This is a genomic window from Aquamicrobium sp. NLF2-7 (assembly GCF_022359935.1).
Lineage (GTDB): Bacteria > Pseudomonadota > Alphaproteobacteria > Rhizobiales > Rhizobiaceae > Mesorhizobium > Mesorhizobium lusatiense.
Map to the genome: position 1 here is coordinate 2,812,322 of NZ_JAKSED010000001.1, position 24,757 is coordinate 2,837,078.

Sequence of the window (24,757 nt, forward strand, 5' to 3'; positions counted from 1 at the left end):
GATGAACAAGCCGGCCACACCAAATTCATTCCGCACAGGTCCCGACGAGCAGGGGATGTTCGGCATTTTCGGGGGCCGCTTCGTGGCTGAAACCCTTATGCCGCTGATCCTCGATCTGGAGGCGGAGTGGAACAAGGCCAGGACCGATCCCGAATTCAGGGCCGAGCTTCAGGCGCTTTCCACCTTCTATGCCGGGCGCCCATCGAAGCTCTATTTTGCAGAGGGTCTGACCCGGCATCTGGGTGGCGCGAAAATCTATCTCAAGCGTGAGGACCTGAACCACACGGGATCCCACAAGATCAACAACTGTCTTGGCCAGATCCTGCTCGCCCGTCGCATGGGCAAGACCCGCATCATCGCCGAGACGGGTGCCGGCCAGCATGGCGTGGCCTCAGCCACCGTTGCAGCGCGCTTCAACCTGCCATGCGTCGTCTATATGGGCGCCACCGACGTCGCCCGCCAAAGCCCCAACGTGTTCCGCATGAAGCTTCTGGGTGCCGAGGTGCGGCCGGTGGAATCGGGCCACGGTACGCTCAAGGATGCGATGAACGAAGCCCTTCGCGACTGGGTCACTAATGTCGAAGACACCTATTACCTGATCGGCACAGCTGCCGGGCCGCACCCCTATCCGGAGCTGGTGCGCGACTTCCAGTCGGTGATCGGCACGGAAGCGCGCGCGCAGGTTCTGGAGCAGGAAGGACGCCTTCCCGATGTGATCATCGCTGCCGTCGGCGGCGGCTCCAACGCCATCGGCCTGTTCCATCCTTTCCTTGACGACAAGGATGTCCGCATCATCGGCATCGAAGCCGGCGGTCGTGGTCTCGACGGCGTCGAGCATTGCGCGTCGATGAATGCGGGACGCCCCGGCGTGTTGCACGGCAACCGCACCTATCTGATCCAGAACGAGGACGGCCAGATCATCGACGGCCATTCCGTGTCCGCCGGTCTCGACTATCCCGGTGTCGGCCCCGAGCACAGCTGGCTGCGCGACACTGGCCGGGTCGAATATGTGCCGATCCTCGACGACGAGGCGCTGGAGGCGTTCCAGCTCTGCACCCGCACCGAAGGCATTATCCCGGCACTGGAATCGGCTCATGCTATTGCCCACGCCGTCAAGATCGCGCCATCGATGGACAAGGACCAGATCGTCATCGTCAACCTGTCCGGGCGTGGCGACAAGGACGTGCATACCGTGGCCTCGATGATGGGCATGGAGATCTGAGATGACCGATACCCGCATCGACCGCCGTATGGCGAAACTGAAGGAAGAGGGCCGGCCGGCGCTCGTCACCTATTTCATGGGCGGCGACCCGGATTATGATACCTCCCTGTCGATCATGAAGGCGCTGGCGCGCTCAGGCGCCGACATCATCGAGCTCGGCATGCCGTTTTCCGATCCCATGGCCGATGGTCCCGCCATTCAGGCGGCCGGTCTGCGTTCGCTGAAGGGCGGGCAGACGCTGGTACGCACCCTGCAGATGGCCGCCGATTTCCGCAAGGATGACAATGAGACGCCGATCGTGCTGATGGGCTACTACAACCCCATCTACATCTACGGCGTCGACCGCTTCCTGGCCGATGCGAAGGCATCCGGCATCGACGGCCTGATCGTGGTCGATCTGCCGCCGGAAATGGACGAGGAGCTTTGCGTTCCGGCGCTGAAGGCAGGCATCAACTTCATTCGCTTGGCCACGCCGACGACCGATGAAAAGCGCCTGCCCAAGGTTCTGCAGAACACCTCCGGTTTCGTCTACTATGTGTCGATGACCGGTATCACCGGTTCGGCGTTGGCCGATACCGGCAAGGTTTCCGAGGCGGTGAAGCGTATCAAGCAGCATACCGATCTGCCGGTGTGCGTCGGCTTCGGCGTCAAGACGGCCGGGCAGGCCCGCACGATCGGCGCTTCGGCTGACGGCGTCGTGGTCGGTACGGCCATCGTCAATGCGGTGGCCAATGTTCTGGGCGCCGATGGCAAGCGCACCGCCGATCCGGCCGAGGCGGTTGCAACGCTGGTTTCCGGTCTTGCACAAGGCGTGCGTCAGGCCCGCCTTGCTGCTGCCGAATAGTTGCCCTAACCCAAACAGAATCAAGTCGCGGTCAGGAGCCGAACGATGAACTGGATCACCAACTACGTCCGCCCGAAGATCAATTCGATGCTCGGCAGGCGCGAGATGCCCGAAAACCTCTGGATCAAGGATCCGGAGTCGGGCGAGATGGTTTTCCACAAGGATCTGGAAGAGAACCAGTTCGTGATCCCAGCCTCCGGCTATCACATGAAGATCGCCGCGAAGGAACGGCTGAAGTTCTTCTTCGATGGCGGCAGCTATGAGGTTCTGGAGAATCCCAAAGTCGTTCAGGATCCGCTGAAGTTCCGTGACGAGAAGCGCTATGTCGACCGCCTGAAGGACGCCAAGGCCAAGACCGGCATGGACGATGCCATCCTGAGCGCGACCGGCCAGATCGACGGCCTGCCGGTCGTGGCAACGGTGCAGGACTTCACCTTCATGGGCGGTTCGCTCGGCCTTGCCGCCGGCGAGGCGATCATTCACGCCTTCGACACCGCACGTCAGAGCCGCAAGCCGCTGGTTCTGTTCGCTGCCTCGGGCGGTGCGCGCATGCAGGAAGGCATCCTGTCGCTGATGCAGCTTGCCCGCACCACCGTCGCCGTCGACCGTCTCAAGGAAGCCGGTCTGCCCTATATCGTGGTGCTGACCAACCCGACCACGGGTGGTGTCACCGCTTCCTACGCCATGCTGGGCGACGTGCACATTGCCGAGCCCGGCGCTCTGATCGGCTTTGCCGGACCGCGCGTCATCGAGCAGACGATCCGCGAGAAGCTGCCTGAGGGTTTCCAGCGCGCCGAATATCTGATGGAGCACGGCATGGTGGACATGGTGGTGTCGCGGCTGGAGATGAAGAGGACGGTCGCCAACCTGCTCAAGCTGCTGCTCAAGAAGCCGGAAACGCAACAGGCGCAGGTTGCGGACATGCCGCCGCCCGTTCCGGTTGCCCCGGAAGCGCGGCCGCAAGCCTGATCGCGCGGCATGAACACGCTTTCCGCCGAGCGCGAGATCGAACATCTGATGACGCTGCATCCGAAAGGTTTCGACCTTTCGCTGGATCGGGTGTCACGACTGCTCGACAAACTGGGCAATCCGCAGGATCACATGCCGCCGGCTATCCACATCGCCGGCACCAATGGCAAGGGTTCCTGCGCCGCATTCACCCGCGCCATTCTCGAAGCGCAGGGCCTGCTGGTGCATACCCACACCTCGCCGCACCTCGTCAACTGGCACGAACGCTATCGCATCGCCGCCGACGGTGGGAGCCGGCTGGTCGACGATGCCACGCTGGCCGAGGCGATAGCGCGCGTGGCGAAGGCCAATGACGGACAGCAGATCACCGTGTTCGAGATTCTGTCGGCGGTCGGGTTCCTGCTGTTTTCCGAGCATCCTGCCGACGTGGTGGTCATGGAGGTCGGCCTTGGCGGGCGTTTCGACGCCACCAACGTCATTGCACGGCCTGCCGCCTCGGTGATCATGCCGGTTTCCATGGATCATGAAGCCTATCTCGGTGACCGGGTCGAACTGATCGCTGCCGAAAAGGCCGGTATCATCAAGCCGGGCTGCCCGGTGGTGATCGGCTCCCAGCCGCATGAGGCCGCTCTTGAGGTGCTTGCCGACACCGCCGCGCGTCTCGGCTGCCCGACCCATATCTACGGTCAGGACTTTTTTGCCTTCGCGGAACATGGCCGCATGGTCTATCAGGATCAGGATGGCCTGATGGACCTTTCCCTGCCGCGCATGACCGGCCGCCACCAGCTCGCCAACGCATCGGCTGCCATTGCGGCGGTCAAGGCCGCCGGTTTCGATCCGCGCGAAAACGCCATCGACCGCGCCATGACGACGGCCTCGTGGCCGGGCCGGATGCAGAAGCTGCCGCATGGCAAGCTGATGGAACTGGCGCCTGCCGGAGCAGAAATCTGGGTGGATGGCGGCCACAATCCCGGCGCCGGCATCGTCATTTCAGAAGCTCTGGCGGAACTGGAGCAGAAGGATCCGCGGCCTTTGTTCATGATCGCCGGCATGATCAACACCAAGGATCAGAGCGGTTATTTCCACGCGTTCAACGGTCTGGTGAAGCATGTCTATACCGTGCCGGTGGATTTCAGCGATGCCAGCGTGGGCAATGACGAGCTGGCCGTGCGCGCCAGTGCGGCAGGCCTGTCGGCCGAACCCGTCAGCTCGGTGGCGAATGCGCTGATGCTGCTGCGTGACAACTGGCAGGAGACAGATGTGCCGCCGCGCATCCTCATCGGCGGTTCGCTGTATTTGGTCGGTGCCGTTCTGGCTGAAAACGGAACCCCGCCGACCTGAACCGTCCTTTTCGGGCCGGTGCTGATCGGCCATCCAGCCTGCCATAAAAAAGCCCGGCGCAATGGCCGGGCTTTTGTTTGGTATACGCTTCGGATCAGGCGACGGCGCCGTTGATCCACTGCGACAGGGCGGTCTTCGGCGCAGCACCAACCTTGGTGTCGGCAACCTGACCGTCCTTGAAGATCATCAGGGTCGGAATGGAGCGCACGCCGAACTGGGCGGCAAGCTCCGGGTTCTCGTCGATGTTCAGCTTCGCGATCTTGACCTTTCCGCCAAGCTCGTTGGAAATCTCTTCCAGCGACGGGCCGATCATCTTGCACGGGCCACACCATTCAGCCCAGAAATCCACCACGACGGGTTCCTTGGCGTCGAGCACGTCCGACTGGAAGTTGCCGTTGTCGACCTTGACGGTTGCCATGCGAAAGTCCTTTCGGTTGTTCAGCTCAACACTATGTGGCGGTGGAACCGGCCAAATTCAAGCGAGTTCAAATTCAGGCAGGTCTTGTGTCACGATAGGGTGAGTCGGGCAAGGGCGGCATCCATGGCGTCCCCCGGCAGTTCGATGAGGCGCGGCGCTTCGGTAAACAGCAGGGCGGCCGCGATTTCCCGCTCCGGATAGAGCGGCTTCAGCAGTTCCCGATAGAGGCCGAGCTGCAAAACATAAGCCTCCGGCACCTGCGCCAGCGTGGCCGGCGGCGGGCGGTTGGTCTTGTAATCGACGATCAGCACCCGCTCGTCCGTCACCGCCAGCCGGTCGATCTTGCCCGATACGGAGCGCTGCCTGCCCTTCACCTTCAGGCTGCCCATGAGAGCGATCTCGGCGCGGGAGCTTTCGGAGAAGATGGGAGCAAAGCGTGCATCGACGAGCACATCGAGCACCGCGCCAAGCACGCGCTCGCGCTCGGATTGCGGCCAGTCGGCGCCCGCGCGCGCCAGATAGCGCCGGCCTGCGTCCTCCCACTCGTCGTCAGCAATGCCGGGCAGCATCTGCAACAGCTTGTGAGTGGCAAGGCCACGCGCGATGGCCAGCGAAGGCTCATCACCCGCTTCCAGCACCGGTGAGCGCGGATCGGGAAGCGGCTCGATCCCGTCCTCTCCGATCAGCGCCGAAGCACCGGAGGGCGAAAGCGGGCGCGGCAATTCCTCATCGTCGTCCAGCCTGTCAAACAGTGTGGCGGGCAGGGGCGTGAAGCTGGTTCCTGCGGTTTCAGTGTCGGCTTGTGCGGAAGACCGTGGCGGCAGGCCGGTGGCGTGGAAGCGATGCACGGGGTCGCCGGTGACCGGATGCGCCAGTTCGCGCGTTTCCGGCGCTGTTGCCAGCGCGCGGGACACGATCCGGTGCCAGGTTCCGTCTCCTGGCTCGCGCTTGCCGTGATAGCCGGCAACGATCAGCCGGTCCTCTGCGCGCGTCATGGCGACGTAGAGCAGGCGGCGATATTCGTCGTCGGCCAGTTGCTTCGCCTTCTCCGCAGCGCCACGCGAGACGGCGTTGGCAACTTCCGCATCGGAGCGCCACAGATAGCCGCGGCCGCGCCAGTGCCGGCCGGAGCTTTCGAATGGCATCAGCCGCGGCAGATGCTGGTCGCTGAAAGCGCGCGCGCCGCCGTCGATGAGAAACACCACCGGCGCTTCGAGGCCCTTGGAGGCATGCACGGTCATGATGCGCACCTCGTTGCGGCTCTGATCCATCTCCCGCTTCACTTCGGGCCCCGCATTTTCCAGCGTGGAGAGGAAGGAATCGAGGCCGGGCAGGCCGGTGCGCTCTTCCGCGAGGCAGAAATTCAGGAACTCGTCCAGTATGTCGCCGGCTTCGGGGCCGAGGCGCGCGATCATGTTGCGGCGCACCCCGTCGCGCGCCAGAATGCCGGCATAGAACTCGAACACCGGCTTGAAGGCGGCCTCGCTCGCCCAGTGCTCAAGGGTTTCGGCGATTGTGGCAAGCAACTTGTCCGCTTCTGCCTGGCGGCGGAGCGACTGGATCAGCGAGACACTGCGCTCACGCCCTGCAGCGAGATCGAACAGGCGCTTTTCGGGCAGGTCGAAGATCGGCGAGCGCAGCACGGCGGCGAGCGACAGGTCGTCCTGCGGTTGGACGAGGAAGCGGCCAAGGGCGGCCAGATCCTTCACGGCGATGTGGCCGGGCAGGCTGAGGCGGTCCGCGCCGGCCACCGGCACGCCCTTTTCCTTCAGGCTTTTTGAGAGCGCATGGATGAAGCGGTCGCGCTTGCGCACCAGCACCAGAACGTCGCCGGCGCGCAGGGTGCGGCCCTTGCCTTCAAGGATTTCGCCCTTGTCCAGCCAGCCCTTGATGGTGGCAGCGACATGTTCGGCCACGCGCACCGCAGGCGCGCTGGCGTGGTTGACGGGCAGCGTCCAGTCGTCCGGTTCCTCGACCTGATCGGCACCCAGCGTCGGCCACACTTCCACATAGCCCGGCGCATCGTTGCGGATGGCCTTGTGGTCGAGCGGCTCGGGATCATGGCTGATGCCGCGCCGCACCTCGTCGTCGGAGAACACGCGATCCACCGCGCGCAGCACGTCCTCGCTGGAACGGAAGGAGAAGGTGAGCTTCAGGTCGGCGAATTGTCGCCCGGCATCGCGCACCCGAATGGCAAACTCATCCTTGCTTTCGGCGAAGGAGTCCGGGGCCGCGCCCTGAAAGGAGTAGATCGATTGCTTTTCGTCACCCACGGCGAACACGGTGCGCAAGGTGTTGTCGCGGGCGCTCTCTCCGGAGAAGAATTCTTCGGCGAGCTTCTTAACCACGTCCCATTGTTCGGGGCTGGTGTCCTGCGCTTCGTCGAGCAAAATGTGGTCGATGCCCTGATCGAGCTTGTACTGCACCCATGCGCCGGCTTCCGGGCGCTTCAGCAGGTTGACGGTGCGGGTGATCAGGTCGTTGAAGTCGAGCAGGCCGCGCGCCCGCTTCAGCTCCTCGTAGCGGCGGATCAGCCAGTCGGCGATCGTGAGCGCGGAGGTGGTGCCCTTCACCATGCGGTAGAGCGCCAGCCGGTCGCAGGCGGAAATGATCGCTTCGGTGGCGGCCAGATAGCGTTCCGCCAGATCGGGCATCGCGCCGATCAGCGCCTTTGAAAACAGCCAGTCCGGCTTGTAGGCATCGCCCTTGCCGCTGAGGAAGGATTTCTGCAAACCCGCAAAGCGCAGCATCGGGTCGGGCTCGGCGAAGGCGATCAGCGCATCATCCACAAGGGAACCGCGTGCGCGGTTGGCTCCCAGTTGCAGCGAAAGCTCGTCGAGTGTCGCCATATAGGCAGGCTCGAAACCGGGCAGGGGCCAGACTGATGTGGCAATAGCGGCCTCATGGTCATCGGCGCTGAAGCCGAATTCCGCGAACAGCGGCGCGAAGCCGGCCGCAGTGCCGCCGATCCTGCCGAGAAATTCGCGCAGCGCCTCGCGTTTGCCCACGATCTCGGAAAGCAGGGAATCAAGCCCAGTCTCGCCGCCGCGCGCAAGCACGGTGGCGAAGGCTTCCGTGAGGTCCGTGGCCGCACCGCCGACCGCGCCGGCGATCATGTCGCGCCGCGCGGCGGCGACCAGCGTCTGCTCCATCTGGGTGTCGACCATCTGGAAATGGGCGACGATGTTCGCCTCCAGCGGGAACTGGTGCAGCACCGCCTCGCAGAAGGCGTGGATGGTCTGGATCTTCAGCCCGCCCGGCGTCTCCAGCGCCTCGGCAAACAGGCGGCGCGCCCGTTGCAGGGTTGTCGCATCCGGATGCCGCCCGTCCATAGCCTCGATGCGTTTCGCAAGCTCGGTCTCGTCGAGCGCTGTCCATTCCGACAGCGTGGAAAACACGCGGTTCGACATGTTGGCCGCCGCCGCGCGCGTATAGGTCAGGCACAGGATCTTCGACGGCTCCGTGCCGCGCAGCAGAAGCCGGATGACGCGCTGGGCCAGCACATGCGTCTTTCCCGAGCCGGCATTGGCCGACACCCATGCCGAATTGGCGGGGTCGGAAGCGCGCGCCTGTGCGAGCGCGGTATCGGTGGGGATCGGATATTTCATTCCTCTCCTCCTTCGCCCGCCCCGTCGCCGCCGGCAGACCATTCCAGCACGCGCGCCAGATGGTCGTAATCGCCATCCGTCTCGCCCTCGCGGAAGGGCAATGCGCGTGAAAGATAGCCGGTGGCCGGGTTGGCGTAATAATAGAGCAGCTTTTCCAGCCGCGCCCACGCATCCTCGCCAAGCTCCATGCCGGAGCGGATCGCCTTGCCGTGTCTGAGAATGGATTCGGGTTCCACCTCGCCATTGGCGCGCAGGCGGATGAAGGCAAGGTCCGCCGGTTCACGGCTGCCCAGATCGCGGAACGAACCGCGCCTGAGCAGCGCGGCTTCCAGCGCGAGCTGTGGAGCGAGCAGCGTGTGCGCCTGCACCTTGGAAGGCGATGAGCCGGTCTTGTAGTCAAGAATGTCGGCCATGTTGCCGGTGAGCAGGTCGACCCGGTCGGCATAGCCGGACAGCGTCACGCCAGTGGCTCCGATGGCCGTTTTTTCAGCGCGCGCCTCGGCATGGCGTGCCTGCACGTCGAAGCGGCTCCGCTCCCACGCGATGATGTTGGCGGCCAGCGTCTCGAAACGCGGCCACCACACAGCCTCGACATCTTCCGGCAGTTCGGCATCGGCGAAACAGTCGCGGCCCGCCTGCAAAAGCTTTTCCAGTGCGTCCGGTGCAGATGGATCGGCCTGCATGGAGAAGCGGTGCAGTATGTCATGAAACAGCGTGCCGCGCTCGGCAGCGCCCGGATCGCGGATCACCGGATCGAGCGCGTAGAGGCCGAGAAGACGACGGGCATAGATGGCATAGGGATCGCGCCGCAGCGTCTCGATTTCCGTGACGGAAAAATGCTTCGGCCGCACGTCTAGGGGCGGCGCGGGGCAGGGGCGCGGTGCGAAGTCGATGCGCGGCGCTTCGTCCAGCGTACGCGCCCATGAAAGCAGTTGGTCGCCGCGCCGGCGCATGACGGCGGCATGGTCCTTGCCGGTGAAGGTGAGCAGGCGTTGCAGCCAGCGCGAAGGCACGGCCGGCGCATCGCCGGAGCGCAGCGCCCGCGCCAGCACCACCTTCTGTGTGCCCATCGCCATCTGGAAATCATGCGCGGCAAGGCCGATGCGCCGCTCCGGCGGTTCGAGATCGAGCCCCCCCTTCATCAGCCGCGACATGAAGCGGTCGTTCTCCGGTTTGCGCGGCCACACCCCTTCGTTGAGCCCGCCGACGACAAGTGTGTCGACATGCTGGAGCCGTGCTTCCAGCGCACCCCAGATGGCGATGGCCCGATCGGTGCCCTGTCGCGGCTTCACAGTCTCGGGCGCGAGCAGGGCGTCGAGCACATCCGGCCATTCGTCGGCACCGAAGCCGAAGGGCGATTGAGCGGCCACCAGATCGCGCAGCACCTGCGCCAGCTTGTGGCCCGCATCACCGGCATAGAGGGCTGTGACGCTGCCATCGGCCTGACGGCCCAGCGCTTCCAGCGCCTGTGTGCTTGCCTGCGCGAAATCGGGAACGCCGAGGTCGGTGCGGTCGCGCAGTTCGAGCAGGGGCGTGAGTGCCTCAACGAGCTTGCGGGCAACGCCAATCGCCTCCTCGATGCGCCGCGCCGGAAAGCGTGCGAACCAGAACGGCTCGCGCCCGCCCTCGGCGGGGTCGGCCAGCCGACGCTCGAACAGGTCGGGCAGGGCGGCGATGTCAGGACGCCCGGTGCCGCCGCGCAGCGCGGCCAGCTCGATCAACTCGGCTGCATGGCGCACCGGCGCGCGGTCCATTCCGAGCGACAGCAGCGGGTGCTTGACCAGCGCCAGCAAAGGCAGCGGATCGCCGGGGCGGAAAGCGGCCTGGGCGGCAAGTCGTAGCAGGGCGGCAGGCGGCGTGTTGGCGAGCGGCGTGCCGCCGGAATCGTCGGCCGTGATGCCAAAGCGCAGCAATTCGGCCGAGACGCGGCGGGCCAGCGCCCTGTCACCCGTCACCAGCGCCGCACGTTTGCCGGGTGCGCTCACGGCATGGCGCAGCGCCACCGCGATGGCGGTCGCCTCGTCGCGTTCGTTCGGCGCTTCCAGCACGGTCACGTCTTCAAGGGCGCCCGTCATGTTGGCATCGCTGAAGCGTGCCCGCATCTGCGGCCACAACTCGGTCGTATCGGCGGGGCGCAGGGCTTCACTGACGATTGCATTGCGCAGGGCAAGCGCGGTGGAAGGCGTTCCGAGCGGTGCGATCTCGTCGCGGGCGACACCGATCTTGTTCGCCAGTTTGATCAGGCCGTATTGCGGATGGCCGAGCAGCGCGGGGCGCGCGTCCGGCGCCGAGATGGCGGCGAGTGAGGGCGCATCGAGTGTTGCATCAAGCCCCGGCAAAACCACCGCGCCGTTCGGCAGGTGCGCGATTGTCTTCAGCAGTTCAGCCGTGGCGGGGATCGAGCCGGTCGAACCGGCGGCGATCACGGGACCTGCGGGTGGTTTGCGCTGAAGGCGTTCCGTCTCGAAGCGGATCAGCGCGCTGCGATGTGCCGCCGGATTGGAGCGATCGCGCTCGGCGAGGATCAGCGGCCAGTGCTGGCTGGCGATGCCAAGGAAATCCAGCGTCACCTGCCACCAGCCGGCGAGATTGCCGGTGACCAGCCCGGCGAGCTTTGCCCAGTCGGAGCCCTCCGTTTCCACCTCGTCCATCAGGTCGGCCAGATCGCGCGCCAGCCAGATGGCGTCGGCGGCGGAGGCCGGCACCATGATCTCTTCCGCGAAACGCGCGGCCACCTCGGCCGGCAGCCGCTGCTTCCACGCCCGCACCAGAACCGCCAAAAGCAGCAGGCGTTCGGTCGAGGCGATGGGCGGGGCAAGGTCGAGTGCCGCGGAATTTTCGGGCGCATCCGTCTCGAACAGCGCCTCGTCCTCGTCGAATTCGCCAAGCGGCCGCACGGTCGGCAGGATGGCGGCGCGGCCGCCCATCAGCTTCATGAACTCGGTGCGCAGCGCACGCGCGGCGCGCCGCGTCGGCACATAGATGGTGACGTCGGCCAGCGCCATCGGATCGCCGTCGAAGCGGAAACCCGGAACCAGTTCGCCCGACAGCAACGCCGAGGCCAGTGTCGGCAGGAACGGCGCTCCGGGCGGGATCGAAAGAACGCGCGGCGCGCTGCTCATGCCGCCCCGGCCGGAACTTGTCGCAGCGCTTCCTCCGCCGGGGCGATGGCATCCGGCGTGCCGACAGTGATCCAGTGGCCGTTCATGGCAACGCCGAACAGGCGGCCTGCGGCAATGGCGCGGTCGAAGTAGAGGTTGAGCGAATGCGGTTCCGCGTCCGCCCCTTCGAAGATGCGCGGATGGACGATGCCCGCACCGCCATAGATCAGCCCCTCAGGGTGGTTGCGTCCGCGCGCCAGCCGGCCGTCGTCGTCAAGCAGGAAATCGGTCGAACCGCTGTGGCCGGTGGAATCCGCCGGATTGGCGAGCATGAGCAATATGTCCATGCGCGCATCGTCCCACGTCGCGGCCAGACGCTCAAGCTCCGGCGTGCCGCGTTCGATCCAGAAGGTGTCGGCATTAAGAATGTAGAACGGATCCGGCCCCAGTTCCGGCAGCGCCCGCACGATGCCGCCGGCGCTGTCCAGCAGCCTGTCGCTCTCGTCGGAAATGATGATGCGGGGTTTTGTGTATCCGGCGACATGGGCGGCGATCATGGCACTCAGATGATGGACATTGACCACGGCTTTTTCCACGCCTGCCCCGGCCAGCGCGTCCAGCCCGCGATCGAGCAGGGTGCGGCCGGCGATCTCCACCAGCGGCTTCGGCAGCGTGTCGGTGATCGGGCGCATGCGCGTGCCGAGCCCGGCGGCGAGCACCATTGCTGTCTTCGGGTCTGTCAAAGCTCCCGCTCCTCAAGAAAACCCTGTTCCTCGTAGAAGGCGTGCATTGGGGCAAGCGCCGGGTGGGCGAGCGCGCGGCGCAGATAGTCGCGGATCCGCGGCAGGTGCTTCAGATAGCCGGGTTTGCCGTCGCGGCGATGCAGGCGCACGAAGATGCCGAGAATTTTCGAGTTCCGCTGCGCCGCCATCAGCGCATAGGCTTCAAGAAAGGCAGCCTCGTCGAAATGCCCGGCCGCGCGTCGGCGGGCAAGATAGGCATTCACCGTCGCCTGTTCGACGTCGCGCGGCACGGTGGCGCGTGCATCCATGGCCAGCGAGGCGAGATCGTAGGCCGTCGGGCCTACAAGCGCGTCCTGAAAATCGATGATGCCCAGCCGGTCATGGCCGCTGCGCTCCGCCCGCCAGATCAGGTTCGGCGAGTGATAGTCGCGCTGCATCAGCGTGGGCTCGAAACCTTCGATGCGGTCGAGCGCGACGTTCCATTCCTGCCGGTAGCGGGCGCGCAGCGCGTCGTCCGCCGGCTTGCCGCTCACCGCCGGAACGTACCAGTCGATCAGCAGATCGACCTCGATCAGCATCGCGTCGCGATCGAAGGGCGGCACGTCATAGACTATGCCGGGCGCGACCTCGATATGGGCGCACCATGGACGGCCATGCATGTCGGCCAGCAGTTCGGCGGCGGCGACATAGCGCTCCTCGATCGGATTGCGTGCCTCGTCCAGAACGCCTGTGCTGCCCAGATGCTCGATCAGCAGGAAGCCGTTGTCGAGATCCTGCGCGTGGATTTCCGGGGCGCAGATGCCGGCTTCGCGCAGCACCTTGTCGATGGCGACGAAGGCCGCGACGGTCTTTGAGGTATGGGCGATCTCGGCATAGGGTTTGCCGTCGCGCACCGGCGGACCCATCACCAGCGGCGGCGAGTTCATCAAAATGCGGTCCGCTTCGCCTGCAAGGCGCACCGTCTCGTAGGAGCGTGCCGAGGCATCGCCGGTCAGATGGCGGCGCTGGGCGCTGCCCCAGCCGGCGCCTGTCAGGAAGCCGCGCATGGCGAGCGAGCGCCCAATTCGCGCCATCGCCTCGTCGGAGCCGGAGATGCGGGCGCCGCGGCCTTCGCCCTCGTGGATCAGCTCGACCGCCAACGCGCTCTGCGGCAGGCGGCTGCCGGCGCGTTCGGGCCACTCCACCAGAGCCACGCCATTGGCAAAGGCGTCCTCGAAACCGAGCTCGTCCAGCTCGTCCTCATGGCCGAGGCGATAGAGATCGAAATGGTGGACGGGAAAGCGCGTCTCGTAACTCTGCACCAGCGTGAAGGTGGGGCTCGGCACTTCGAGGGTGGCATCGTCGGCAAGGGCGCGGATCAGCGCCCGCGCCAGCGTGGATTTTCCAGCGCCGAGATCGCCATGCAGGGCCAGAACGTCGCCCGGCCGCACGGCCATGGCGAGGTCCTCGCCGAGCCGTTTTGTCGCCGCCTCATCGCCAAGCGCCACCTCGATAGGGGAGGCTTCCATGTCGGGAGCTACTCCGCCGCGTTGCGCATATCTGCCGGCGTAGCCGGGAAGATGCACACGACCGTGGTTCCCTGTCCGGAGCCTGTCTCGATGCGCACTTCGCCGCCATGCAGTTCGACAAAGCTTTTGACGATGGAAAGGCCAAGGCCCGCGCCGCGCCTGCGCCCGCCATTGACGCGCGATTCGAAGCGGTGGAACACGAGATCCAGCACGTCGGGCGGCATGCCCGGCCCGTCATCATGCACGGAGAATTCGACGCCGTCCGGCAATTGCCGGCAGGTCAGACGCACCGTGCTGCCCTCGGGCGCATAGTTGGCGGCATTGGTGAGCAGATTGTAGAGGATCTGCCGCACCCGCACCTCGTCGCCCTTGAGCGTCTGCGGCGCGGCGGCGGCATCGACCGAGAGCCTGATAGCGTGTTCCTGCAGCCGTTCGGAAACCAGTTCTGCGGCGGCCGTAATGGCGTTGTTGACGTCGACCTCGGTGATGTCGAGCTGCATGATGCCGGCGTCGACGGTGGCAAGGTCGAGGATATCGTTGACGATGGTGAGCAGCACCGACGACGACGAGCCGATATGCTCCAGATATTCGCGCTGGCGCGGCGACAACGGCCCGGTGGCCGGCAGCGACAAAAGTTCGGTGAAGCCGATGATGTTGGTAAGCGGCGAGCGGAGCTCATAGGAAACGTGCTGCACGAACTCGTTCTTGATCTGGTCGGACTTCAGAAGGGCTTCGTTCTTTTCCTTCAGCGCCCGTTCGACATTGACGCTGTCGGTCACGTCCACGAAGGTCGTCATCACCTGTCCGTTGGGCAGATGGATGACGGCGTAGCGCAACACGCTGCCCGCGTTCAGTTCCACCAGACCATGCCAGTTGGTGCGCTCTTCGTCGAAGCCGGTGATGGCTGCAACGAAACCGCCCCATGGGCTGTCCTTTGCCCGGCTGTCGCAAACTGCGCGGACCGAAGCGACATGGACATTCGGCGCGACGAGGGTTTGCTCAAGTCCCCACAGCGCGGCAAAAGCCGGGTTGGAAAGGCGCAGCCGCCCGTCGGGTCCGAACACCGCGACACCCTCAGCCAGGTTGTCGAGGGTCTCGCCCTGTACGCGCACGGCGGTCTGGTAACGGCTTTCGAGGTCGATCTTCTCGGTCAGGTTCTCGAACAGCCAGGTCACGCCGCCCTTGGGCTGCGGGTTGGCCACGACGCGAATAGTCTTGCCGTCCGGCAGGTGCCACCAGTGCTCCTGCGTTTCGACCGCCCGATAGGCGCCAAGCAGGTTTTCCTTCCAGCGCCGCCATTCGGGTTGTTCGGCGATCTTGCCTTCGCTGCGCAGCCGGTCGAGCAGCAGCGCATTGTCGGGCGCACTGTTGAGGAACGGAATATCGAGCGACCACAGCTTCTGGAAAGCCTGATTGAAGAAGCGCAGTTTCTGTTCGGTGTCGAAGATCGCGACAGCGGTGTTGAGATGATCGAGCGTGTCGGAGTGGTTGCGCACGGTGCGCTGGAACTCCTCGCGCATCGTTTCCACCGCGCTCACGTCGCAGGCAATGCCTGCAGAGCCCTTTGCGCCGCTGTAGTCCGTCACCGCGAACTGGCGCCGGTCGCCCTGAATGACGGTGGACATGGTCTGCGCGAACACCGGATGCGTACGGTGCTGATCGGCAATCGCCGCGCGGGCGCCGTCGCCCAGCAACTCGCGGCCTTCACGGATCGCATCTCCATCCGCCGAGGCCTCAACGGCGGCGGCATAGGCGCGGTTGATCCATTTCAGCCGGCCGTTTTCATCACGCAGCCATACCGGCATTTCGAGTGCATTGAGCAGGCTGATGAGCGTTTCGTGGTCGCCGACAAGCCGCTCGTTTTCCAGCTTCAGCCGTGCATGGGCGCGCTGGATGTCCGCAAGGGAAAGGAACCGCACCAGCGTGTGAGACGGCCCTTTGCGACCCTGAATTTCGAGGGTCGCGCCACCATGGGTTTCGGCGACGATGTCGAAAGGCGTGCCTTTTTCGCGCAGGCCCGCAATGCCGCGTTCGAGCGCTGCGGCGGAACGCGGCGCCAGCCAGCGTCCGAAAGCCAGGAAAGGCGCGCGGTCCTCCGGGGCACCGGCTTCCAGCGGAAGCGAGCCGACCAGCTCGGGCTTCTGGTTGTCGCCGGACCACACGATGACGCGCTGGTCGCGCAGATTGAGGATGGCGTCAGAGCGCTGCAGGGCTGCGTTGACATCGGCGATGCGGGCGCGAAGCTTCGCGTTCTCCGCTGCGGTGCGCTGGCGCTCGCGGATCAGCACGATCGCGGAAATAAGTGCAGCGCCCATCACGCCGACCGACAGCGCAAGCTGGATCACATCGGACGTGCCTATGGGCATGGCCGCGCGCGTCGCGGTCTGTGCGCCGGCGCTCAGAGACGTCAGGGGAAGGACAAGCGCCGAGGAGGCAAGGAGACGGTAGGGCATGAGCCCGGCGCGCAGCCGCCAACGAAATGACGGGCGTTTCCCGTCGCGGAAATCGTCGTGGCCGCCGGCAACGGCCTTTCCCGCATGAAGCGGGTTTTCCCCCGGCATGTCGTGGTCCTCTCCGCCGCCCTTTGTAAAGGACGCCCAGCCGGCAAACCCCGGCTCCGAACCCATGTCCGGCTGAAGCGTCGCGAATCACCCCACAATACCGCCTCGCCGAATCTGCGTGAAGCAGCCCGGGCGCAAAAATAAAACCGGGCGGAAAGTCAACCGCCCGGCTCTATATCTGGTGGTAACTTCAGTTATGGTTAATAGCGGTAGTGTTCCGGCTTGAACGGACCCTGCGGCGTGACGCCGATATAGGAAGCCTGTTCTTCGGAAAGCGTGGTCAGCTTCGCGCCGAGCTTGTCGAGATGCAGGCGCGCGACCTTCTCATCGAGATGCTTGGGCAGCACATAGACTTCGTTCTTGTACTCACCGCCCTTGGTGTAAAGCTCGATCTGGGCCAGCACCTGATTGGTGAAGGAAGCGGACATGACGAAGCTCGGATGGCCGGTGGCGTTGCCGAGATTGAGGAGGCGGCCTTCGGACAGCAGGATCATGCGCTTGCCATCCGGGAAGGTGATCATGTCCACCTGCGGCTTCACGTTGGTCCACTGCAGATTGCGCAGGGCGGCGACCTGAATCTCGTTGTCGAAGTGGCCGATATTGCCGACGATGACCATGTCCTTCATCGCGCGCATGTGGTCGAGGCGGATGACGTCCTTGTTGCCGGTGGTGGTGATGATGATGTCGGCGTTGGGCGCCGCGTCTTCCAGCGTCACCACCTCGTAGCCGTCCATGGCTGCCTGCAGCGCGCAGATCGGGTCGACCTCGGTGACCTTGACGCGTGCGCCGGCGCCGGAGAGCGAAGCGGCCGAACCCTTGCCCACGTCACCATAACCGCAGACCACGGCAACCTTGCCGGCCATCATCACGTCGGTGCCGCGGCGAATGCCGTCGACCAGCGATTCCTTGCAGCCATACTTGTTGTCGAACTTGGACTTGGTGACCGAGTCGTTGACGTTGATGGCGGGGAAGGGCAGCAGGCCCTTCTTCTGGAGCTGGTAAAGGCGGTTGACGCCGGTGGTGGTTTCTTCCGAAACGCCGCGGATCGCCTCGCGCTGCTTCGTGAAGAAGCCGGGCGTCGCCGCCATGCGCTTTTTGATCTGCGCGAAGAGGATTTCCTCTTCCTCGCTGCCGGGGTTGGTCAGCACGTCCTCGCCGGCTTCGGCGCGCGCGCCGAGCAGGATGTACATGGTGGCGTCGCCGCCATCGTCGAGGATCATGTTGGAGGGCTGGCCGTCATCCCACTGGAAGATGCGGTCGGTGTACTGCCAGTAGTCCTCCAGCGTCTCGCCCTTGATCGCAAACACGGGAACGCCGGACGCGGCGATCGCGGCGGCGGCATGGTCCTGCGTGGAGAAGATGTTGCAGGAAGCCCAGCGCACCTGTGCGCCAAGCGCGGTCAGCGTCTCGATCAGCACCGCGGTCTGGATGGTCATGTGCAGCGAGCCGGTGATGCGCGCACCCTTCAGCGGCTGGCCCGGGCCAAATTCCTCGCGGCAGGCCATCAGGCCGGGCATTTCCGTTTCCGCGATCTCGATCTCCTTGCGGCCCCAGTCGGCAAGCGAGATGTCGGCGACCACATAGTCCTTGTTAGCTGTCATGATGGCACTCCGGTGGGAATCTGTTGGCGGGCCGCCCTGCCACGGACATGGCGAATGGCGCAAAGCTGCTGGGCTGACTAGCAGATCACGGCAGATACGACAACGGATATAAGGAAATCTTTATCTGTAGATGTGTCCGGGCCGCTTCTGGTGTGCGGCCAATAGCTGAAGACGGCGGCATCCGCCGTCCCTGCAACAGCCTCCCCGAAAATCGCGAAGGCTGACCGGTTTTCGTGGCAAAGCGCCGGTTCAGGCAGCGCTGCTTTGCTGGGATGTTGCCTGTTCGGTGAGCCTGCGCCGTGCATCGTCCATTGCGGCACCGAGATCTGCGATGGCCTCATCGAGCAGGGCGCGCTGCTTCTGGAGTCGTGCCATCTGCTTTTCCGACTTTTCCAGCGTCACTTTCAGCTGCCGGGCATTGGAGCCCGTCGGATCGTAAAGATCCATCATCTGCTTCACGTCGCGCAGGGAGAAACCGACCTTGCGGCCGAGCAGGATGAGCTTCAGCCGTGCCTTGTCGCGATGCGTGTAAAGCCGGGTGGTGCCGTCACGCTGCGGGTTGATGAGCCCCTTGTCCTCGTAAAAACGCAGCGTGCGCAGCGTTATGCCGAAATGCTTGGCCATCTCGCCAATGCGGGTCAGTTCTTCGCAATCGTGAATTTCACCAGTTGCGGTGGTCGCCTGTTCGGCAATCAGATCGTTCGTCTTCATTCGGGAGTCCCGGATCATGTTTGTTTGCCTGACGTCAAAGGCCCGGCTTGAGTCGGCCCCAGCTTGAGTCGGTTTGTAGCCCTGTCTATTACGTTTACGTAAACTGTGATTAGCGGGAATTGCCTCCGGGTTCAAGTATTGAGCGCTCATACCGGCAAAGCTGCGTTTTTCAGCCGCAAACAGATGACTTGTTAACCACAGTTAACCGCTTGTTTACCACGTTCGGCGAATTGTGCGTTTGTCGGTCCTCCGTGCTTATCCAGTAGCGAAGTTTTCACGGTTTCGGGCAAGCGCCGGGTCATAAACGCCCGTGTCAGCTTTCCGTTCCGACCGAATTTGAAGGGGACGCCGGTGAAGACCGGCCGCTTTGAGGAAACGGGGCGTCGCGATGAGCAACAGAAGGTCCTATCTCGACACGCTGAACGCGGGCCGGCCGCGCAAGCCGCACTCGGCCCTCGACCAGATCAACGAGTCGCTCGCCGCGCTTGAAGAGCGCCTGAAGCGCAGCCGTGCCGATGTGCAGCCCCGCTCCGAGAACCTTCGCCAGGACGGATTTCCGCGCAGCTTTTTCGCCGCAGCGGACCGCGATGCCGGGCGCGACGACCTGCACTGGGCTGCTTCCGCACCCGGTTCGTCCAGATATGCGCAGAAGACGGCGCCGGCCCAGGGCCGTAATTATCAAGCCATCGCCCATGACATCGATCGCGTGCGCGGTCAGGAAGACGGCCTTGCCATGGCCGGCCGCATCGCCGGTGAATTGCAGGGATTGCGGGAAGAATTGCGCCAGCAGATGACGGTTGGCCTCCAGCGTGAATTCGAGGTGCTGCGCCGCGACATCGATCGTTCTGTCCGCTCGGGTGAAGGGGCGGGCAGCTCCCTGCGCTTCGGCCGCGAGCTGGAGCGTCTTTCCGGCGCTGTGCAGGAACTGGCTCATAAAAGCGACGACCGCAGCGTCAGCATGCTGCGTCTGGAACTGGAACAGCTCAGGGGACAGGTCGAAACGCTGGCACGCGAGGACAGCGTGCAGGCGGTCGATCGTCGCTGGGAAGAGTTCGACCGCCGCTGGACGGCTTTCGAGGATCGTTTCGGGGCCGGCCTTGACAATCGCATGGCCGAAGAAGGCTTTTCCATCCTGAATCAGCGGCTGGAGGACATTGCCCGCGCGGTCGACACGCTGCCGCAGTCGCTTTCGCTGCGCTCGCTGGAAGAAAAGCTGCGCACGTTGTCGGCCGCCGTAGACCAGCTTGCCGCGCACCGTCCGTCCGGCGAAGAGACGCTTGGCCTGATCGACGAGCGGCTGGACGAGATTTCGCGGGCGATCGTGGCTTCGACCGTGGCGGCAAAGACCAGCGGTTTCGATCCGGCCTCCCTTGAGCGGATCGAGAGCAGGATTGCCGCGCTGGCTGAACAGATCGAAGAGGTGGCGCATGACCGCCCCTCGGCTGAAATCATGGAGCGGCTTGGCCTGTTGTCACGCCGCGTCGACGAACTCGCTGCCGGCAACCGCCTGCCCGTCGATATGCTGGAGCGCTTTGCAGACCAGATGGCGGTGATCGCCGAGCGCGTCGGGCAGAGGTCCGAAATGCCTGATCTCAGTCATCTGCTGGAAGGGCTGGAGCAGCGCCTCGACCTGTTCGCCATTTCCGTGGAGCGGCGTCAGAGCGACGCCGTCGAGCAGGGCAACATCATCTTCCGTGATCTGGAACGCCGGCTGGACGAGTTCGCCGAACGGCTCGACCGGCGCGATGCCGTGCCGGCCTTCGACGGCGGCGAGGTCATCGAAGCCATCGATGCCCGTTTCGATGCACTGGCGCGTGAACTGGAAAGCCGCGAGCCGGCGGGTCAGGACGCCATACGCGGCCTTGAGGCGCGTCTTGCCGACATTTCCCAGCGGCTTGACGGCTCTTCCGAGCGCTTCAGCAGCCTTGATCAGGATCTGATCCGCAGCCTTGAAGCACAGGTCGCTGGCCTGTCCGCCCATCTGTCGCAGCCCGGCACGCCGCTGCCGGATCTGGAGGACATCAGCCCGCGTCTCAGCCAGATCGAAGAGTCGCTGGCCGGCACGCGCGAAACCATTCTGGAAGCGGCGCGCGAAGCCGCCGAGCGGGCCGTGCAGTCGATGGCCGGAGCGGATGCCGAGAAGGCGGCCGTTGCCGGTCTGGCGCAGGATCTGAAGACGCTTGAATCGCTGACGCGCCGCTCTGATGACCGCAATGCGAGGACGTTCGAGGCCATTCACGACACGCTTCTGAAGATCGTGGAGCGGCTCGGCTCTCTGGAAAATTTCAGCTCTGCGGCGGAAGTCGTGCGCCCCGAAGCTGAAAAGATTCCGGTCCGTCAGGTGCCGAGCCTGGACATGGACACGCTGGCTGGTGAAGGCGAGACGCTGCTCGCCGACGCCATGGATGGCGAAGTGCAGGTGCGCACGCCTGCGCAGGCTGCTTCCGAAGCCGCCCGCGCGGCTCTCGGCGATGTGGCCGGTGAAGAGGTTGCGCGCAAGACGTCTCTGCTTGGAAACATCACCCGCGCTTTCCGCAAGGATGCGGCAGTGGTGCGTCCCGAAGTGGCCGAACCGGCTGCCGCAACTGCCGAACCGGGACTGGACGAGCCACTGGAGCCTTCGCTGCTCAACCGTCCGCTGGAACCCGGTTCCGGTGCCCCGGACCTTAACGCCATTCTGAAGCGTGTGCGTGACGAGCGCGGTCAGTCGGCCGAGCGTCCGGGCACGGATGCCGCCAAGTCCGACTTCATAGCTGCTGCCCGTCGCGCGGCGCAGGCGGCTGCCGCCGAAGCCGAAACGCTGAAGCGCCAGTCGACCCTCGGCGGTCCCGCCAGGGGGCTGCGCATCGGCGAACTGTTCAGGGCCCGCCGCAAGCCGATCCTGATGGCTGTCGGCGCGGTCATGCTGGCGCTGGCCGGCCTCCAGTTCGGCAAGGCTTTCATCGGCAAGCAGGAAGAAGCTCCGCGCGCCGCCGTTGCACCCGCCGCGATAGAGCAGATCCTGCCGGCGGAGCAGCCCGCCCCGCCGGTGCAAGCCTCGCGTGTGGTGGAGCCCGAGCGGGTGGCGCAGGACCCCGTTGCACCAATCATCGAAGAATCCGTACTGCAGGAGCCGGTACAGACGGCCGACAACCCGGTCTCCGAGCCGACTGCGGCTGCGCCGGTGACTGAAGCCCGGCAGGAAGCCTCTGCCCCGCAAACCGCAGTTCCGGAAGCCACGAACGATGCGACGGACGATCTCGCAACCGGCGCCGTTCCCACGGTTGCGTCGAGCCTGATCGATGTGCCGGCGGATGTAGGCACGCCCGCCCTTCGTGAAGCGGCTGCTGGTGGCGATGCCAAAGCGCTGTTCGAGGTCGGCGCCCATTACGCTGAAGCGCGTGGTGTGAAGGAAGACACTGCCGCTGCCGCAAACTGGTACGAAAAGGCTGCAGAGATGGGTCTCGCGCCGGCCCAGTACCGTATCGGCAATTTCTACGAGAAGGGCATCGGCGTCGCCCGCGATACCGCAAAGGCGCGTGAATGGTATGAGAAGGCTGCCGCTCAGGGCAATGCCAGCGCCATGCACAATCTCGCGGTGCTTCTGGCCATGGGCACCGACGCTCCCGCCGACAACGAGGGTGCCGCCCGCTGGTTCAAGGCTGCCGCGGATCTCGGCGTCAAGGACAGCCAGTTCAATCTGGGTATTCTTGCCGCTAAGGGCGTGGGCATGCCGCAGAATCTGGAAGAGTCCTACAAGTGGTTCACGCTCGTGGCCCGCACCGGCGACAAGGATGCGGCCGCCAAGCGCGACGAAATCGCCAAGGCGCTGCGTCCCGAGCAGCTTGAAAAGGCCCGCCAGACGGCGGAGCTGTGGCAGGCCCGCGAAATGGACCCGGCGGCCAATGACGTGGACGTTCCTGACGCGTGGCTGGGCGAGCCGGTCACGACGTCTTCGGTCGACATGAAGAAGGCCGTGCAGAACATTCAGCGCATCCTCAACAAGAACGGCTATCAGGCTGGTGCGATCGACGGCGTGATGGGCGGCAAGACGAAGGAAGCCATTGCCGCCTTCCAGGCCGATAATGGCCTGCCGGCGACCGGCGATATCGACGACAAGCTGGTCGAGGCGCTGCTGGCACGCAAATAGCAACCGCGTCGCTGCTGGCGCGTAGCTGCAAAAAAAAGCGCCGTCGCAGGCGCGTAATGGTCAGCGGGCCGCCGCCATCGTGCAAATAGGCGTGGACAGCGTCGTTTGTGAGATGCCTTGCCTTACAAATGCCTGCTAACCGACTGAGATGTTTTCTTCCCAAGGCCGCAGCGGGTAAAAAAACCGCCTGCGGTCCTTGCGCAAGAAGAGGTTAGCTTTTTGGCGCTATGATGCGGGCCGGAAGCGACAGTTGTTTGGAACAAGCGGGTGGGCATCTATCTCCCGATTGCGGAAATTTCCGTCAATGTCTTCGTACTGCTGGCCATGGGCGCAGCGGTCGGCTTTCTGTCGGGCCTGTTCGGGGTCGGCGGCGGCTTCCTGATCACGCCACTGCTTATATTCTATAACATTCCTCCCGCCATCGCGGTTGCAACCGGCGCCAATCAGGTGATCGGCTCGTCCTTCTCCGGCGCCATGTCGCACATGAAGAGGGGGACGCTCGACTTCAAGCTGGGCTTCATGCTGCTTGCGGGCGGTATCGTGGGGTCGACCGCGGGCGTCTATGTATTCTCGCTGTTGCGCAGCCTCGGCCAGCTCGACCTCTTCATCTCCATTCTGTACGTCGTGCTGCTGGGCTCCGTCGGCGGGCTGATGCTGGTGGAAAGCCTCAACACCCTGCGTGTGTCCCGTGGCGGGACGCCTAAGCCGCTGAAGAAATCCGGCCAGCACAACTGGATTCACCGGCTTCCGCTGAAGATGCGGTTTCGCACGTCGAAGCTGTTCGTCAGCGTCATTCCGGTGCTCGCGATTGGGGCCATCATCGGCTTCCTGTCCTCGATCATGGGTGTCGGCGGCGGCTTCATCATGGTGCCGGCGCTCATCTATCTGCTGCGCGTGCCCACCAATGTCGTGGTCGGTACTTCGCTGTTCCAGATCATCTTCACCTCCGCCTACACGACGCTGGTGCATGCCTCGACCAACTTCACCGTCGATATCGTGCTGGCCATGCTGCTGATGATCGGGGGTGTCGCGGGCGCGCAATATGGGGTCAAGGCCGGTCAGAAACTGCGCGGCGAACAGCTCCGGGCGCTGCTGGCGCTGCTGGTGCTGGCGGTTGCGGCGCGCCTTGCCGTCGACCTCTTCATCCGCCCCAACAATCTCTATTCGCTTTCGATACCGGGGATGGGCTGATGTCTGCGCGCGCCTCTCTCCTGTTGCGCCTTCTTGTGCCTGTGGTGGCGTGGCTGGCTTGTGTCGCGCCGGCCGCCGCGCAGCTGGCCAACCCCGAAGGCATCCAGATCGGACTGTCCACCGAGCACGTCGAGATCACCGCCGGCTTCTCCGGCGCCGACCTCACCATTTTCGGGTCTCTGGAAAATCCCGACCCTGAAGTGGCACGGCAGGGGCGCTATGACGTGATCGTGGTTCTGGAAGGCCCTGCAAGGCGCATTGTCGTGCGCCGCAAGGACCGGGTGATGGGCATCTGGATCAATCTCCGCTCCGAGGAATTCGAGAACGTGCCGTTCTCATACTCGGTCGCGACCACGCGTCCTTTCCAGGACATCACCGAGCCGGTCAGCTATCGCCAGCTTTCCCTTGGCGCCGGCAATATCTATCTGCAGCCGGCCGATATGACCGGCAACCCCGTGACCATTGCGGAATTCACGAAGGCGCTTCGTGAGCGCAAGGTGGCAGCCGGCCTCTACAGCGAGAATGTCGGCGGGGTCCGTTTTCTGTCGCAGAACCTGTTCCGCGCCACCGTGCGGCTGGCGCCGGATGCACCCGTCGGCACCCACAAGGCGCGTGCGTTCCTGTTCAAGAACGGCGTGTTCGTGAAGGAAAGCTCGGCCCAGCTGGAAATCCGCAAGGCCGGCTTCGAGCAGGCCGTGTTCCGGCTCGCCCACAATCACGGCCTGTTTTACGGAGCGTTGTCGGTGGCTCTGGCCATGGGCGTGGGCTGGCTTGGCAGCATCGTCTTCCGCAAGGATTAAAAGCATATCG

Annotated in this window: 15 protein-coding genes; 7 read left to right on the forward strand and 8 right to left on the reverse strand. The window is 64.6% G+C overall.

Features of this window, described 5'->3' with window-relative positions:
- Position 1 precedes the first annotated feature (1 nt).
- From trpB to MIC97_RS13870, 4 genes are read left to right on the forward strand one after another with little or no spacing between them, the layout of a single operon-like run.
- A complete protein-coding gene (trpB, locus tag MIC97_RS13855) occupies positions 2–1,222 on the forward strand; it encodes a tryptophan synthase subunit beta (protein WP_239800488.1) in 1,221 nt (406 codons plus the stop codon).
- 1 nt (position 1,223) lies between these two features.
- Entirely contained in the window at positions 1,224–2,066 is an 843-nt protein-coding gene (gene trpA / locus MIC97_RS13860) for a tryptophan synthase subunit alpha (RefSeq protein WP_239800489.1), read from the forward strand.
- A 45-nt stretch (positions 2,067–2,111) separates the two neighbouring features.
- A complete protein-coding gene (gene accD, locus MIC97_RS13865) occupies positions 2,112–3,035 on the forward strand; it encodes an acetyl-CoA carboxylase, carboxyltransferase subunit beta (protein ID WP_239800490.1) in 924 nt (307 codons plus the stop codon).
- Between the two features lie 9 nt (positions 3,036–3,044).
- Entirely contained in the window at positions 3,045–4,376 is a 1,332-nt protein-coding gene (locus MIC97_RS13870; RefSeq protein WP_239800491.1) for a folylpolyglutamate synthase/dihydrofolate synthase family protein, read from the forward strand.
- A gap of 94 nt (positions 4,377–4,470) precedes the next feature.
- On the opposite strand, the gene trxA is transcribed toward MIC97_RS13870, so the two are convergent.
- The 8 genes from trxA to MIC97_RS13910 all read right to left on the reverse strand — a co-directional run bounded on the left by trxA (position 4,471) and on the right by MIC97_RS13910 (position 18,627).
- A complete protein-coding gene (trxA, locus tag MIC97_RS13875) occupies positions 4,471–4,794 on the reverse strand; it encodes a thioredoxin (protein WP_183827196.1) in 324 nt (107 codons plus the stop codon).
- Between the two features lie 89 nt (positions 4,795–4,883).
- Positions 4,884–8,402 (reverse strand): double-strand break repair helicase AddA, encoded by a 3,519-nt coding sequence (gene addA / locus MIC97_RS13880; protein WP_239800492.1) that lies wholly within the window; start codon positions 8,400–8,402, stop codon positions 4,884–4,886.
- Positions 8,399–11,524 (reverse strand): double-strand break repair protein AddB, encoded by a 3,126-nt coding sequence (addB, locus tag MIC97_RS13885; protein WP_239800493.1) that lies wholly within the window; start codon positions 11,522–11,524, stop codon positions 8,399–8,401. Before addB ends, addA begins: the two co-directional genes overlap by 4 nt.
- Positions 11,521–12,225, reverse strand: a complete 705-nt coding sequence (locus tag MIC97_RS13890) for a nucleotidyltransferase family protein (RefSeq protein WP_239801138.1) — start codon at positions 12,223–12,225, stop codon at positions 11,521–11,523. The genes addB and MIC97_RS13890 overlap by 4 nt, the downstream gene beginning before the upstream one ends.
- Positions 12,226–12,242: 17 nt before the next feature.
- Positions 12,243–13,754: a tRNA (adenosine(37)-N6)-threonylcarbamoyltransferase complex ATPase subunit type 1 TsaE gene (gene tsaE, locus MIC97_RS13895; protein ID WP_239800494.1), complete on the reverse strand. Its 1,512-nt coding sequence runs from the start codon at positions 13,752–13,754 to the stop codon at positions 12,243–12,245.
- 8 nt (positions 13,755–13,762) lie between these two features.
- Entirely contained in the window at positions 13,763–16,315 is a 2,553-nt protein-coding gene (locus MIC97_RS13900) for a PAS domain-containing sensor histidine kinase (RefSeq protein ID WP_239800495.1), read from the reverse strand.
- A gap of 200 nt (positions 16,316–16,515) precedes the next feature.
- Positions 16,516–17,916 carry an adenosylhomocysteinase gene (ahcY, locus tag MIC97_RS13905; protein ID WP_239800496.1) on the reverse strand — a complete coding sequence of 467 codons (1,401 nt, stop codon included), beginning with the start codon at positions 17,914–17,916 and terminating at the stop codon, positions 16,516–16,518.
- A 249-nt stretch (positions 17,917–18,165) separates the two neighbouring features.
- Complete coding sequence (locus MIC97_RS13910; protein ID WP_239800497.1) at positions 18,166–18,627, reverse strand: MerR family DNA-binding transcriptional regulator; 462 nt, start codon at positions 18,625–18,627, stop codon at positions 18,166–18,168.
- A gap of 388 nt (positions 18,628–19,015) precedes the next feature.
- Between MIC97_RS13910 and MIC97_RS13915 the strand changes: the two genes are divergently transcribed.
- From MIC97_RS13915 to MIC97_RS13925, 3 genes are all read left to right on the forward strand, one after another.
- On the forward strand, positions 19,016–22,756 hold the full coding sequence (locus tag MIC97_RS13915) for a peptidoglycan-binding protein (RefSeq protein WP_239800498.1): 3,741 nt from the start codon (positions 19,016–19,018) through the stop codon (positions 22,754–22,756).
- 267 nt (positions 22,757–23,023) lie between these two features.
- The gene (locus MIC97_RS13920) at positions 23,024–23,947 is read left to right on the forward strand and encodes a sulfite exporter TauE/SafE family protein (protein ID WP_183827208.1); all 924 of its coding nucleotides are present in this window, start codon (positions 23,024–23,026) and stop codon (positions 23,945–23,947) included.
- On the forward strand, positions 23,947–24,747 hold the full coding sequence (locus tag MIC97_RS13925) for a TIGR02186 family protein (protein WP_239800499.1): 801 nt from the start codon (positions 23,947–23,949) through the stop codon (positions 24,745–24,747). The genes MIC97_RS13920 and MIC97_RS13925 overlap by 1 nt, the downstream gene beginning before the upstream one ends.
- Positions 24,748–24,757 lie beyond the last annotated feature (10 nt).